Origin of the sequence: Sulfitobacter litoralis, assembly GCF_900103185.1 — a bacterium.
Lineage (GTDB): Bacteria > Pseudomonadota > Alphaproteobacteria > Rhodobacterales > Rhodobacteraceae > Sulfitobacter > Sulfitobacter litoralis.
This window is the reverse complement of record NZ_FNJD01000003.1, coordinates 205,271-219,674: the sequence shown is the minus strand read 5'-3', so window position 1 is coordinate 219,674 and position 14,404 is coordinate 205,271. Positions and strand designations below refer to the sequence as shown.

The window sequence follows — 14,404 nt, the reverse complement described above, 5'->3', positions numbered from 1 at the left end:
CTCGCGTTTCGCGTGCTGCTTTTCCTATCGCTCGCACTGTTGCCAATTGGTCTGATTGCTGTCGTTCAAACACGCGAGATCGCCGATCAGAGCCTTGAAAACGCAGAGCTTTCTTTGCTTGCAATAACAGAGCAGGCCTCGACGTTGGAAAATGGCACGATCAGGGAAGCCTTTGGTGCGGCTGCTGCTTTGGCGTCCGTGGTCAATCTAATCAAATCCGACGATGTCTCGTGCAGCGCCTTCATGCGCGAATACCAAGAGCTATCTGAACTTTATACCGTCGTGAGCTTCATCACGCCGGAGGGGAACATGGACTGCGTTTCTACTGGCGTCTCGGGTAATGTATCAGACCGGGATGTCTTTCAGAAGATGACCCAATTCAAGACCCGGATGGCGAATGTCACCGACAATCCGGCGCAAAGCTCCGAGCCGGTGATGATCGTCACAAATCCGCTTAAGGTTGATGATGAGTTAATCGGGTTCATCAACCTGTCTGTGCCGCTTAAAAGTTTCGACGACGCTCCTGAACCGGAGCAGTCGGCGCGCCCGATCTCTATGCTGACGTTCAATGCGCAGGGCGATATTCTGACGTCAAAAGGCGCGCTCGACACGACCCTAAAGGAACTGCCGTCTTTCGCGGCATTAAAATGGTATGCGGGCAAATCTGGCCGCGTCTTCCATGAAACCAATCAAGAGGGTGAGGAGCGCGTATATGCGGTGCTGCCGATCGTGTCTGGCGTCGGGTATGCCATGAGCGTTTGGCCCAAAAACTCCCCGCTGCTGAAGGCCGGTGCGATGACCCGGTTGAGCTTTGTGCTTCCGATTGCGATGTGGCTTGCCAGTCTTATCGTCGCGTTTTGGGCGCTGAACCGCCTGGCCATCAAACATATCCGCAAGCTTGGCCGGCAAATGCACCACTTTGCGTTGAACCGGACCTTGCCGAGAACGACGCTCGGCGGTGTCGTTCCAACCGAAATCGTCAATATGGAACATGCTTTCGTTGGCATGGCGGAATCTATTCTACGGGATGAGGCCGCGCTAGAAGATAACCTGCGCCAAAAGAACATCCTTCTAAAAGAAGTTCACCACCGGGTGAAAAACAATCTTCAGTTGATCTCGTCGATCATGAATATGCAGATTCGTCAGGCCACCACGCCGGATTCCAAGCGTGTCTTGCAGCGCCTTCAAGATCGGATCCTTAGCCTCGCGACGGTGCACAAAAGCCTGTACCAAAACGATAACCTGTCCCGCGTCGACGGGGGCGCGCTGATGCATGAAATTGTGAACCAACTACTTAGTGTTGGGTTGCCTTCGGGCTCTGCCGTGAAGGTGATGCAGAATTACGAAGCCGTGCAGTTGGACCCCGACGACGCTGCTCCTTTGACGTTGTTGGTATCCGAGGCGATCACAAATGCGCTGAAATATGTCGCTGCCGACGCGACGGGTGCGGGTCAAATCGAAGTGAGCCTGTCGCATACCCAACCCGAAATGGCGCTGCTGTTGGTCAAGAATACCGTCGGCAAAGGCGAAGTCGAAGACGGCACGGGGCTTGGCTCTCGTTTGATCAACGCGTTTTCACGGCAGTTGAACGGACAGGTGGAGATTACCGAGGATGACGGGCTTTATGTTCTTCGGGTTGAATTTCACGTGCCCCTGCAGGCGAAAGATGTTTACGACTATTAAACTGCCGTAGACTAAGCGAAAATAATTGAAATTTTTTTGCTATGTCGCGGATGAATCCCGCGGCGGCCTGTCACTAGGTCCACTTTTCACGCAACTGTAGGGATTCATGGGCCTTTTGCCGATTTCGCCTCGCTTGCGGTTCTCGGTGACTATGTCAGGCTACATTCTTGGCCGCAGCGGATTATAGCCCACGCTCTGCGGTGCAGCATTTAGGGGGGTCCAAGGCTGGAACCTTGTGATCCCCCGACTGTTACTCTCCTGAACGAGCCACACAAAGCGTACAGGAGGCATCAATGACGACAGACTTGTTTATCGCATCATTTTTGATTCTCGCTTTGGCTGCAATCGCTATCGTTTCGCTGACCACACAGCGCGGCAGCGAAGAGAAAAAGCGCCAAAGATCGTCTTTGCATCGCCCTATCCGGCGCGACGACGAACGATAATCAAAGGCATAGTGCGGGGTATCCGCACTTCCACATATAACGAATTCAAAAACTCGGCGGCGTACATGCACTTACAACAATGCATAGGACGTCGCCGATGTTTCTGAAACGGTGCGGCAATCGGCTGTCGAACAGGTAGCCATCGCCAGCGGCCAGAACAGCCACAGCACCATCTACGGTCACCTCGATCTCTCCTGATATGACAACGCCGGCTTCTTCGCCTTCGTGCACCAACAGTTCGGGCCCTGTATCTGCGCCGGGGGGATAGGTTTCGTGTAGCACCTGCAGGGAATGCTGTTCAGCGTTTCCGAGCTGCCGAAGCGAAACCTGTCCGTCACTGGTCGGTGAGACTTTGGTAAATTCGCTCTCGCGGTAGAACACCTTGGGGGTCTGGGTGTCTTCCAACGTCGAAAAGAATTCCGCCATGCTGATCGGGATCGCGTCCAGCAAGCTCTTCAAAGACGCAACCGACGGGCTCGTCTTGTTCTTTTCAATGAGGGAGATGGTGCCGTTGGTCAGCCCAGCCTTGGTCGCCAGTTCGCGCTGAGACAGGCCGCGGTCTTCTCTAATCGATCTTAGTCTTTGACCTATATCCACGTCCGGTCCCCGGATTATTTCTTTCAGCTTCCTAACCCGTATCATGGTGCGATCACAGGCAAATTTTAGCGCAGTAACTTCAAGTAAATTTTGCTGGGATAGATCTATATTGACAATTAAATTAAACGCAATAATAGGATTTTAAACGCAGGTCGCGTTTCAAAATGAGGATTTGTATATGCCTAGCACTGTCAAAAAACAGCCGCGCAATGCCGCTGCAAAGAAATCGGCAAAAAGCAGCGTCGTGCCCGACATGCTTGATGCGAATGTATCTGTCGAAACCAACGCGCAGCTGATTGCACGCCGTGACCTTGCCGTCCCACGTGGTGTCGCGTCTGCCGCGCCGATCTATGCGAAATACGCCGAAAACGCAGAGCTCTGGGACGTAGAGGGCAACCGCTATATCGATTTCGTCGGCGGCATTGGTGTGCTGAACACCGGCCACCGCCACCCCAAGGTGATCGCCGCGGCAAAGGCGCAAGAAGACCAGTACACGCACACCAGCTTTCAGGTCGTGCCTTATGGGCCCTATATTGATCTGGCCGAAAAGCTGAACGCGCTGGCCCCTGGGGATACACCCAAGAAAACCCTGCTGGTCACAACCGGTGCCGAAGCGGTGGAAAACGCGGTTAAAATTGCACGCGCCGCGACAGGCCGACCCGGTGTGATCGCCTTTACCGGCGGGTATCACGGGCGCACGCTGTTGACGCTGGGGATGACGGGTAAAATCTCTCCCTACAAAAAAGACGTTGGTCCCTTCCCGTCGGATATCTTCCGCGCGCCCTTCCCTTCGGCCCGTGATGGGATCACCGTTGAGGACGCGATCACCGGCCTGAAAAACCTGTTCCTGACCGACGCGCAGCCCGAACGTGTGGCCGCGATCATCATCGAACCCGTTCTGGGCGAGGGCGGCTATACCCCTGTGCCCTTTGACATGATGCGCCAGCTCCGCGAAATCTGTGACCAGCACGGTATCATGCTGATTGCAGACGAGGTTCAGGCCGGCTTTGGCCGGACTGGCAAATGGTTCGCGATTGAACACTCCGGCGTAGTGCCTGACCTGATCACCGTGGCGAAATCCATGGCGGGCGGTTATCCTTTGGCGGGTGTTATTGGTCGCGCCGATGTCATGGACGCGATGATCCCTGGCGGTCTGGGGGGCACCTATGGCGGCAACCCCGTCGCCTGTGCCGCAGCGCTTGCCGCGATTGAGGCGATCGAGGAAGAGGGCCTGTTGCAGCGTTCCTTGGACATGGGCGAACACCTTAAGGCGCGCTTTGCCGAGATTGGTGCACGCTCCGCGCCGTTCCGCATGTGGGATATCCGTGGTTTGGGTGCGATGGTTGCGGTCGAGTTTGTGACCGACTTTGACACCGCAACACCCGACGGTGATTTCACCAAGCGCGTCATTGCGCATGCGCTCAAGCGCGGTCTGTTGCTGCTAAGCTGTGGCATGCAGGGCAACGCTGTGCGTGTGATGGTGCCGCTGACCGCGTCCGATGCGATCATCGAAGAGGGGCTCGAGATATTCGAAGCCTCCGTCGCTGCCGCGGTTGCCGAAGACGCAAAGTAAACTGTCCAGACTGACTGAAAGGCGCGCCGGGAAACCTGCGCGCCTTTTGTGTTTCTGATCTTGGCGGCGGCTAGTCGAACGGCACAAAGCTGTCGGCCTGCGCCCGTGCCCAACGGGTTTTGTTGCCGTTATAATCGGGTGATTGATCGTCCAGCAAATAGCCTTCGGGCAGGTAGCCATAGACCTGATCTCCCTGCACCATACTGTTATCGCTTTGCCGCATCATCATATGCCGGGGCAGGAAATTGCTGGGGCTTTCCAGGCCGGCGGCACCTGCCATTTCGCCCAAGGCCATCAGCGTATTGTGGTGAAACCGCGCGACACGCTGGCTTTTGTCGTCCACATCCAGCGCGCGTTGCCGCGTGGGATCTTGGGTCGCGACGCCAACGGGGCACTGATTGGTATGGCACGCCTGCGCTTGAATGCAGCCCACCGCAAACATGAACCCACGGGCCGAGTTGCACCAATCCGCGCCCAAGGCCAGCGCCCGCGCAATATCAAAGGCCGACACAACTTTGCCCGCGGCCCCCAGTTTCACCTGATCGCGGATACCGGCACCGCGCAAAGTGTTGTGCACAAAGGTCAGCCCCTCGACCATCGGCATGCCGACGTGGTTGGCGAACTCTAGCGGGGCGGCGCCCGTGCCGCCTTCGGTGCCATCCACGACGATAAAGTCGGGCACGATCCCGGTCTCCAGCATCGCCTTGACCATACACATGAATTCGCGCTGGTGTCCGATGCACAGCTTGAACCCGACGGGTTTGCCGCCTGACAGATCGCGCAGCTTGCCTAGAAACTCCATCATCTGCACAGGCGAGGTAAAGGCAGAGTGGGCTGCGGGCGAGATACAGTCATGCCCCATCGGGATGCCCCGTGCCGCCGCGATCTCGGCGCTGATCTTTGACGCGGGCAGCATCCCCCCGTGGCCCGGTTTGGCCCCTTGGCTAAGCTTGAGCTCGATCATCTTGATCTGGTCGCTGGCGGCTTGTTCCTTGAACTTGTCGGGGTCAAACTGCCCATCTTCTGTGCGGCAGCCAAAATAGCCTGACCCGATTTCGTAGATCAGATCACCGCCGCCCTCGCGGTGATACCGGCTGATCCCGCCTTCGCCGGTGTCATGGGCGAACCGGCCCATCTTGGCACCCTTGTTCAGTGCGCTGATCGCATTGGCCGACAGCGACCCAAAGCTCATGGCAGAGATGTTATAGATCGACGCATCGTAGGGTTGCTTGCAGTCCTTGTTGCCGATGGTCACGCGAAAATCTGTATCGGTGATATGCACAGGCTGCACCGAGTGGGTAACCCATGAATATCCAGCATCATAGACCCGCATCCGCGTCCCGAAAGGTCGTGCATCTTCAACGCCCTTGGCGCGTTGGTAGACCAACGACCGGTCATCGCGGCTGAAGGGTTCTTCGTCCTGATCGGATTCAATCAGGTACTGCCTGATCTCCGGGCGGATGCCTTCAAAGAAGAACCGCATGTGACCCAGAACAGGATAGTTGCGCAGGATTGAATGTTTGGTTTGGATCAGATCGTAAATCCCCATCGCCATGAGGGTGCCCAAGATCACTGCCGGTAGGATCATCCATAATGACCACAGCGCCGAAAGTGCCGCGAACAGAACGAAAAGCGCTGAGATGAGCGCAAAAGGGCCAAAGCGGCCGAGGGACTTTAGTGCTTTCATAGGGAGGAGGCTCCTGCTGGAATGGCGAAGGTCAAATGCACCTTTTTCGGAGGGTATATAGCACGATAAACCTCAATGTACTGCGCAACCCAGTCGGATGTTCGGCCCTACTGCCGGCGCGCAGTTTTGATAATTCGTCAATCCGCGCTATCATTATCCCATATTGGAATGGGCGTTTAGAAATAGCTATGAAAAATCAGTTGATTACAGGACTATCGCATTGATATTTGTGCCCTGCGTCCGTTAAATGACGGTGGCCTTTTTGTACCGCATAGTGAAAATAAAACACAGTTTCATCACGCGAAACATATAGGGTCAGAGCATGTTTTCGGGGAGGAAACGGAATAAATCCGCTTGTTATGCTTGGGAATATCTGCGCTCATTTCAACCATCACGGAGAGCATACGCATCAATGACGTGTGTTCAGACAACTAAGTTGGGAGACTTCAAATGACGATTTTCAAGTCCATCGCCATCGCCTCTGCATTGGTCGCGGGTACCGCAGCCACCGCGCAGGAAAAATTCATCACTATCGGGACCGGCGGCCAGACCGGGGTATACTTTGTTGTGGGTCAGTCGATCTGCCGCCTGGTAAACCGTGACAGCGCCAAGACCGGCCTGAAATGTACCGCCCCGTCCACCGGTGGTTCCATCGCCAACATCAACGCCATCAAGGCGGGTGACATGGACATGGGTGTTGCCCAGTCCGACTGGCAGTTCCACGCCTACAACGGGTCTTCGCAGTTCGAAGGCGATAAGTTCGACAAAGAGCGGGCGGTATTCTCTGTCCACGCCGAGCCTTTTAACGTGATCGCGCGTGCTGATTCCGGCATCGAAAGCTTTGACGACCTGAAAGGCAAACGTGTCAACATCGGCAACCCCGGTTCCGGTCAGCGCGCCACAATGGAAGTCGTTCTGGATGCCAAAGGCTGGACCCTGGATGATTTCGCGCTCGCATCCGAGCTTAAGCCAGCCGAACAGGCTGCGGCTTTGGGCGATAACAAAGTCGACGCGATCATCTATACCGTGGGCCACCCCAACGGGTCGATCCAGGAAGCCGTATCCACCGTAGACGCCAAACTGGTGCCGGTAGAAGGCGAAGCGATCGACAAGCTGGTCGCCGATAACCCCTTCTACGCCTACTCCACCATCCCCGGTGGCATGTACAAAGGCACCGATGCGGATGTGAAAACATTCGGCGTGAAGGCGACTTTTGTGACTTCTGCCGACGTGGATGATGAAGTCGTGTACGAAGTTGTCAAAGCCGTGTTCGACAACTTTGACCGCTTCAAAAAGCTGCACCCCGCATTTGAGAACCTCAAAGAAGAAGAGATGATCAAAGACGGCCTGTCTGCGCCTCTGCACGACGGTGCGGCGAAGTACTACAAAGAGCGTGGCTGGATCGAATAAGCCAAACTCTTGACCATTTACGAACGCGGGGGAGACCTCGCGTTCGTACCCTGCGGCAACGACCGCAGCAGTAAGACAATAAACGTGCACCTGTCCTGATACGGGGCCACCAAGGGGACGAAGATGTCACAAAATGACCAACACCAAGCCGCCGCAGTAGAAGCTGAAGCCGCCGGCAAAGCCGGGCTGAGCCAGAGTGACCTCGACGAACTTGTCGCATCTTCGGATACGGGCGGCAGGTCTGCGACCGGCAGCGTTGGTGTTTTTCTTGCGCTAGCTGCGCTGGCATGGTCGCTGTTCCAACTGTGGATCGCATCCCCTCTTCCCTTTATTTTCGGGTGGGGCGTCTTTAACGACACCGAGGCACGCTCGATCCATCTGGCTTTTGCCATTTTCCTTGGCATCGCGGCCTTCCCTGCAGCGCGCACGAAGGTGCAGCTAGGACTTGGCGTTCTTGTGCCGGTGATGCTGGCCTATCTATTTATGGTTGCGGCCAAGGACGGCACCCCGACATGGTGGATCCCGCTGGTCGCCATCGCCATTGTCGCAACTGTTGTGCTTGGATCGCCCAAGGATCGTATCCCGCTGTGGGAATGGGCCTTGGCATTGGTCGGTGCGGCGTCGGCCCTATATCTGTTTGTCTATTACCGCGAAATCTCGGGCCGCGTGGGGGCACCGAACATGCAGGATACGGTCGTCTTTGTGATCGGCATTATGATCCTGCTTGAAGCAACGCGCCGCGCACTTGGGCCTGCGTTGATGATCGTCGCCTCGGTTTTCCTTGTGTACAATGTGCTGGGGCAGATGATGCCCGATATCATCGCGCACAAAGGGAATTCCCTGTCCGAGATCGTGAACCACCAGTGGATCACCACCGAAGGCGTGTTCGGGATCGCGCTTGGGGTTTCTACCTCGTTCGTCTTCCTCTTTGTGCTGTTCGGCGCCCTGCTAGATAAGGCCGGTGCCGGTAACTATTTCATCCAGGTTGCGTTCAGCCTGATGGGCCACATGAAGGGCGGGCCGGCAAAGGCTGCCGTGGTGTCCTCTGCGATGACGGGTCTGATTTCGGGGTCTTCCATCGCGAACGTGGTGACCACGGGGACATTTACCATTCCGTTGATGAAGAAGGTGGGTTTCAGCTCTGAAAAAGCCGGCGCGGTAGAGGTGGCATCGTCGGTCAACGGGCAGATCATGCCGCCCGTGATGGGCGCTGCGGCCTTCTTGATGGTTGAATATGTGGGCATCCCCTATTTCGACGTCGTCAAACACGCCTTCTTGCCAGCCGTGATATCCTACATCGCCCTAGTCTATATCGTGCACCTCGAAGCGCTTAAGGCCGGTATGGTCGGGCTTGAACGCCCCTATACGCCCAAGCCGATTGTGCAACGTCTACTGGTGTCTGCCTTTATCATCGCCTGCATTTGCGCGCTGAGTTTTGGAGTTTATTATGGCATGGGTTGGCTGCGCCCGGCCTTCCCCGACACTGCGGGCTATATCATCTTTGCGCTGCTAACGGCGGTCTATGCCGGTCTGCTGTATATCGGCTCGAAAGAAGAGCCGCTGGTGCTGGATGATCCGAACGAGCCGGTGACACGTTTGCCCTTGCCCGGTCCAACGGTGCGGTCGGGCCTGCACTTTATCCTGCCGATCGTCGTGCTGGTCTGGGCCTTGATGGTGGATCGCCTGTCGCCGGGACTGTCGGCCTTTTGGGCCACGACCTATATGGTCTTTATCCTCGTGACACAGCGCCCGCTGATGGCGTTGTTCCGTGGTGAAAGCCAGTTCGCGAATGATGTGGTCGCGGGTATCCGTGATTTGATCGATGGGTTGGTCGTCGGTGCGCGCAACATGATCGGCATCGGTATCGCCACAGCGACCGCCGGCGTGATCGTAGGCGTCGTCAGCCAGACCGGCGTTGGGTCTGCGCTGGCCGATGTGGTCGAGGTACTGTCGGGCGGTAATATCCTTGCGATCCTGTTCCTGACCGCGATCCTGTCGCTGATCCTTGGGATGGGGTTGCCGACAACGGCGAACTATATCGTTGTATCGGCCCTGCTTGCGCCCGTTATCGTGACGCTGGGCCAGCAGAACGGCTTGATCGTGCCGCTGATCGCGGTGCATCTTTTTGTGTTTTACTTCGGCATCATGGCTGACGTGACGCCTCCGGTTGGATTGGCGAGCTTCGCCGCCGCGGCCGTGTCCGGTGGCGATCCGATCAAGACCGGTGTTGTCGCGTTCTTTTACAGCTTGCGGACGGCGGCGCTGCCATTCCTGTTCATCTTCAACACCGAACTTCTATTGATTGATGTGACGGTGGTGCAGGGCATCTTTGTCTTCATTGTCGCGACCTTTGCGATGCTGCTGTTCGCGGCAGCGACCCAAGGCTGGTTTATGGCCCGCAACCGTTTCTACGAGACGATTGCCCTGTTGCTGATTGCCTTTACCCTGTTCCGGCCCGGTTTCTGGATGGATATGGTCTTTCCGCCCTATACCGAAGAGGCACCAGCCGCGATCGTGCAGGCCGCCGCCGATACTCCGATGGGCGAAGACCTGCGTCTGCGGGTGGCCGGTATCAATGATTTGGGCGATCCGATCGAGTTTGTGGCGCTGTTGCCAATCAGCGAAGGCACCACCGGCGAAGAACGGCTGGAGGCAGCGGGCGTGATCACCCGTGTCGAGGACGATAAGATGTTCATCGACGATGTGCTCTATGGGTCTGCCGCGCAAGCTGCCGGTCTGGACTGGGATCAAGAGGTGCTGCGTGTCCTGAAACCCGTCGCAACCCCAAGTAAATATTGGATGTTCATCCCCGCGCTGTTACTGCTGGCCCTCGTGGTCGTGCTGCAACGGGGTCGCACAGCGCGTGCGGCGCGCAAAGAAGCGGTGGTGTAGAAAATTAGTTTGTGCAGGTTACGCATAGAGGCCATGCAAATGCCGGTGGGGTCATCATCACGTCACGTGTTTAATATTCCCAACAATGGGGGTATGGACACGTCACCTTGGGCGTATGGGCGGAGTATTTCCGGCCCCTTCCGCCCATTTGGACGGAGTGACAAGTTATGACACCTTTTGCGATTGCAGGCGTACAGATGTACGTCAACGCGCTGGAGTCCAACGTTGATGGCATGATCCAGCGACTGGACATCCTGATGGCGCGTTTTCCATGGACCCAGATGGTCCTGTTTTCCGAGCTGGCACCTTTTGGCCCGCTTGACCAGTTTGCACTACCCCCCGAAAATGAAACGCTTGAGGTGTTTCAGGCTGCTGCACGCAAACACCGTGTCTGGCTGATCCCCGGCTCCATGTTCCTCAAGAACCCCGAGGACGGGCGCGTGTACAACACCGCCGTGGTGATCAACCCCGAGGGCGAGATCATCCGCCGTTACGCCAAAATGTTTCCGTTCCGGCCTTATGAATCCGGCATCGCGGCGGGCACTGAATTCTGCGTCTTTGACGTGCCAGAGGTCGGGCGTTTCGGGTTGTCGATTTGCTATGATATGTGGTTCCCCGAAACCACCCGCCAACTGACCAGCCAAGGCGTCGAAGTGTTGCTGACACCGGTCCTGACCGGCACCACTGACCGCGATGCAGAGCTGGCGATTGCCCGTGCGACCGCGGCGCAGTTCCAGTGTTATGTCTTTGCTGTCAACGGTCTGGGCGCGGGCGGCGTCGGTAAATCGCTGGTCGTTGATCCCACGTCGATGGTGCTGCACCAGTCCGCGGGTCAGGAAGACATGTTCCCGATCGAAGTCGACCTGTCGATGGTGCGTCGTCAGCGCGAAACCGGCATGAAGGGTCTGGGGCAGGTGCTTAAATCCTTCCGCGACCGGTCTACCGATTTCTCGATCTATGATCGCTCCAGCGGGACGGACGCCTATCTGAACACGCTTGGCCCGCTTGAGGTGCCCCATCAGGGGACCCGCGCCGGCCTGCACGTTGATGTGCCCGCACAACGGGTACCGGACGCGCCCGTATTCAAAGGGCATGAAACAACGACACCTGCGGTTCAACCGGGCTTTGCCCCCGAACCGCTGCCAAATCCATCGGCAGGGACCGCCAATATCGAGGCCTCTGTCGCACCACCTGTGGCTCCGGCTGCAGCGACACCAAATCCACCCGCAAAGCCCGGTGATCTGCCGGGCAGCGGGCCGACATCTAGCGGCTAGGCTGCGGCACTCAGGTCCGGCACTTTTTAAAAGTGCCGGACATCGGGATGCAGCAGTCGACCGCCCAAAGCGGAGTACGATTGATGCATTCTATGAACGATTATTCGTCGGCAATTCAGTTGCGGTCCGACCGATGGAGCGCGCTGCGTGAAGCGGCAAGCGGGCTCACCCGCGCTACCACAGCGAAAGAAACCGACACCCTGCGCGCCAAATGCGTAACGCTGTTTGAATCCCTGGCGCTGATCGAACCCTATTGGGCCTTTCCCGGCATGGCGGCGTTCGAACACCTGCAGCGGATGCTGAACAACAACAGCGTTGACGATATGTCCTTTGCGGTAAACCGCATAACGCGGGCGCTGACAACGGGGGCCTATCGCCGTCGCACCATCCCGCTGGAACGCGACAGCATCGATCATGACGAACATGACGACGAGGCCATGCTGTCCCCCGAAGCGCGGGCGCTGACCAAGCCGTATTTCGAGGTGTTGATCGTCGATGACGTGAATGACCAGCAGGAACGTTGGCTGAAATCCAACGTCAGCCGGATGCGCCGCCCCGAAGACCCGTTCCACTATGAGGCGGTGGTGGTCAAATCCATCGAAGACGCGCTGATCGCGGTGCTGTTCAACCACAATATCCAAGCCATCGTTGTGCGCCCGGGTCTGACGCTCAAATCCAAAATGGACGAGACTATTCTGGCTCGGTATCTCGCGCGCGCCGGCGGGCAGGAGGAGATCGACAAGCTCCAACCCGAAAACTATGGCCCCGAACTGTGCCGGATGATCGCCAAGGTCCGCCCCGAGCTCGACGCCTATCTGGTGACCGAACGGTCGGTCGAGGATATTGCCGGACTGGATCTGGGGATCTGCCGTCGGGTCTTTTACAACCAAGAAGACTTTATGGAGCTGCACCTGAACATTCTGCGCGGAGTGCAGGCGCGAAACAAATCGCCGTTCTTCACCGCACTTGTCGAATATTCCAAACAGCCCACGGGTGTCTTTCACGCGATGCCGATCAGCCGCGGCAAGTCGATAACGCGGTCGCATTGGATTCAGGATATGGGCGCGTTTTACGGGCCGAACATCTTCCTCGCGGAAACCTCTGCCACGTCCGGCGGGCTGGACAGCTTGCTGGAACCCCATGGGCCGATCAAAGAGGCGCAGGAACTGGCAAGCCGCGCTTTCGGATCCAAGCAGACCTTCTTTGCCACCAACGGGACATCGACCTGCAACAAGATCGTCGTACAGGCGCTGGTCCGGCCCGGTGACATCGTGCTGGTGGACCGCGACTGCCATAAATCCCACCACTACGGGATGGTGCTGGCAGGCGCGCAGGTGTGTTACCTCGATAGCTATCCGCTGAACGAATACTCCATGTATGGTGCCGTGCCGCTGCGTGAGATCAAGCACCAGTTGCTGGCGCTCAAGGCGGCGGGCAAACTGGATCAGGTGCGCATGTTGCTGCTGACCAACTGCACGTTCGACGGGCTGGTCTATAACGTCGAGCGGGTGATGGAGGAGTGTCTGGCGATCAAGCCCGACCTGATCTTCCTGTGGGACGAGGCGTGGTTTGCCTTTGCCCGCTTTAACCCGACCTACCGCCAGCGCACCGGCATGAACGCCGCCAATACGCTGCGTGTGCGGTTCAAGTCGGACGATCATCGCGCCGCCTATGAAAAGCAGCAGGCAGAGCTGAAAGACGCGGACGACGAGACGTTGCTGAATACGCGGCTGATCCCCGCGCCCAATGCGCGGGTGCGGGTCTATACGACGCAATCGACCCATAAAACGCTGACATCCCTACGGCAGGGGTCGATGATTCACGTGAACGATCAGGACTTTAAGGGCGAGGTGGAGCAGAGCTTCCACGAAGCCTATATGACCCATACCTCGACCTCGCCGAACTACCAGATCATTGCCTCGCTTGATGTGGGGCGGCGTCAGGTCGAGCTTGAAGGCTATGAATTCGTGCAGCGCCAGATCGAGGCCGCCTTGTCGATGCGCCGCGCGATTGCCGACCATCCGCTGCTGAACAAATACTTTAAGGTGCTGACCGCGGGCGACATGATCCCACAAGAATATCGCGAAAGCGGGGTGACCAGCTATTACGATCAGCAACAGGGCTGGACCGATATGTGGGACTGCTGGGAGAAGGACCAGTTTGTCTTGGATGCCAGCCGTGTGACGCTGCTGGTCGGTGGTACAGGCTGGGACGGTGACACGTTCAAGACCGATATCCTGATGGACAAATACGGCATCCAGATCAACAAGACCTCGCGCAATACCGTTTTGTTCATGACCAACATCGGCACCACGCGGTCCAGCGTCGCCTATCTGATCGAGGTGCTGGTCGAGATCGCCAGATCGTTGGACGACCGTCTGGATGACGCCAGCAAGATGGAACGGCGGTCCTTCGACAACCGCGTTGCCAACCTGATGGAGAACTATCCGCCGCTGCCGGACTTTAGCCGCTTCCACGAGGCGTTCCGAAACGACAATGTGACCTCAGAAGGTGATATTCGCACGGCGTTCTTCCTCGCTTATGACGAAAAGAACACCGATTACCTTGAACTGAACGGCTCGCTAAAGGATGCGATGGACGCCAACCAGACGGTCGTGTCTGCCAGCTTTATCATCCCCTATCCCCCCGGCTTTCCCATCCTTGTCCCCGGACAGGTGGTAAGCCAGGAAATCCTGTCGTTCATGCGGAATTTGGACGTCAGCGAAATCCACGGTTACCGCCCCGATCTGGGGCTGCGCGTCTTTACGGATGCGGCGCTGAAACGGGTGCGCAAGAAAAACCTGTCGTCTTCACCTGACTAAGATTGAGCAAAGGACCAAAATAT

At 57.2% G+C, this 14,404-nt stretch carries 9 protein-coding genes; 7 read left to right on the top strand and 2 right to left on the bottom strand.

The features are described 5' to 3' along the window. The first annotated feature begins 12 nt into the window (after positions 1 to 12). Positions 13 to 1,683, top strand: a complete 1,671-nt coding sequence (locus BLQ98_RS04420) for a sensor histidine kinase (protein WP_244148369.1) — start codon at positions 13 to 15, stop codon at positions 1,681 to 1,683. A gap of 293 nt (positions 1,684 to 1,976) precedes the next feature. Then, entirely contained in the window at positions 1,977 to 2,126 is a 150-nt protein-coding gene (locus tag BLQ98_RS18210; protein ID WP_167354505.1) for a hypothetical protein, read from the top strand. 45 nt (positions 2,127 to 2,171) lie between these two features. On the opposite strand, the gene BLQ98_RS04415 is transcribed toward BLQ98_RS18210, so the two are convergent. Beyond that, positions 2,172 to 2,723 (bottom strand): cupin domain-containing protein, encoded by a 552-nt coding sequence (locus BLQ98_RS04415; RefSeq protein ID WP_093732130.1) that lies wholly within the window; start codon positions 2,721 to 2,723, stop codon positions 2,172 to 2,174. A gap of 253 nt (positions 2,724 to 2,976) precedes the next feature. On the opposite strand from BLQ98_RS04415, the gene gabT reads away from it, so the two are divergent. After that, on the top strand, positions 2,977 to 4,296 hold the full coding sequence (gabT, locus tag BLQ98_RS04410; protein ID WP_093732153.1) for a 4-aminobutyrate--2-oxoglutarate transaminase: 1,320 nt from the start codon (positions 2,977 to 2,979) through the stop codon (positions 4,294 to 4,296). Positions 4,297 to 4,366: 70 nt separating this feature from the next. Here gabT and BLQ98_RS04405 read toward each other — a convergent pair whose 3' ends face one another. Then, positions 4,367 to 5,983, bottom strand: a complete 1,617-nt coding sequence (locus tag BLQ98_RS04405) for an FMN-binding glutamate synthase family protein (RefSeq protein ID WP_093732129.1) — start codon at positions 5,981 to 5,983, stop codon at positions 4,367 to 4,369. Positions 5,984 to 6,433: 450 nt separating this feature from the next. Between BLQ98_RS04405 and BLQ98_RS04400 the strand changes: the two genes are divergently transcribed. From BLQ98_RS04400 to BLQ98_RS04385, 4 genes are all read left to right on the top strand, one after another. After that, positions 6,434 to 7,393 (top strand): TAXI family TRAP transporter solute-binding subunit, encoded by a 960-nt coding sequence (locus tag BLQ98_RS04400; RefSeq protein WP_093732128.1) that lies wholly within the window; start codon positions 6,434 to 6,436, stop codon positions 7,391 to 7,393. 123 nt (positions 7,394 to 7,516) lie between these two features. Beyond that, a complete protein-coding gene (locus BLQ98_RS04395) occupies positions 7,517 to 10,285 on the top strand; it encodes a TRAP transporter permease (RefSeq protein ID WP_093732127.1) in 2,769 nt (922 codons plus the stop codon). A gap of 167 nt (positions 10,286 to 10,452) precedes the next feature. Next, a complete protein-coding gene (locus BLQ98_RS04390) occupies positions 10,453 to 11,559 on the top strand; it encodes a carbon-nitrogen hydrolase family protein (RefSeq protein WP_093732126.1) in 1,107 nt (368 codons plus the stop codon). A gap of 83 nt (positions 11,560 to 11,642) precedes the next feature. Further along, positions 11,643 to 14,381: an aminotransferase class I/II-fold pyridoxal phosphate-dependent enzyme gene (locus tag BLQ98_RS04385; protein WP_093732125.1), complete on the top strand. Its 2,739-nt coding sequence runs from the start codon at positions 11,643 to 11,645 to the stop codon at positions 14,379 to 14,381. Positions 14,382 to 14,404: the final 23 nt, after the last annotated feature.

Coding starts and splice junctions, on each gene's coding strand:
- BLQ98_RS18210 (WP_167354505.1), top strand. CDS start 1,977: ATGACGACAGACTTGTTTATCGCATCATTTTTGATTCTCGCTTTGGCT.
- gabT (WP_093732153.1), top strand. CDS start 2,977: ATGCTTGATGCGAATGTATCTGTCGAAACCAACGCGCAGCTGATTGCA.
- BLQ98_RS04405 (WP_093732129.1), bottom strand. CDS start 5,983: ATGAAAGCACTAAAGTCCCTCGGCCGCTTTGGCCCTTTTGCGCTCATC.
- BLQ98_RS04400 (WP_093732128.1), top strand. CDS start 6,434: ATGACGATTTTCAAGTCCATCGCCATCGCCTCTGCATTGGTCGCGGGT.
- BLQ98_RS04395 (WP_093732127.1), top strand. CDS start 7,517: ATGTCACAAAATGACCAACACCAAGCCGCCGCAGTAGAAGCTGAAGCC.
- BLQ98_RS04390 (WP_093732126.1), top strand. CDS start 10,453: ATGACACCTTTTGCGATTGCAGGCGTACAGATGTACGTCAACGCGCTG.
- BLQ98_RS04385 (WP_093732125.1), top strand. CDS start 11,643: ATGCATTCTATGAACGATTATTCGTCGGCAATTCAGTTGCGGTCCGAC.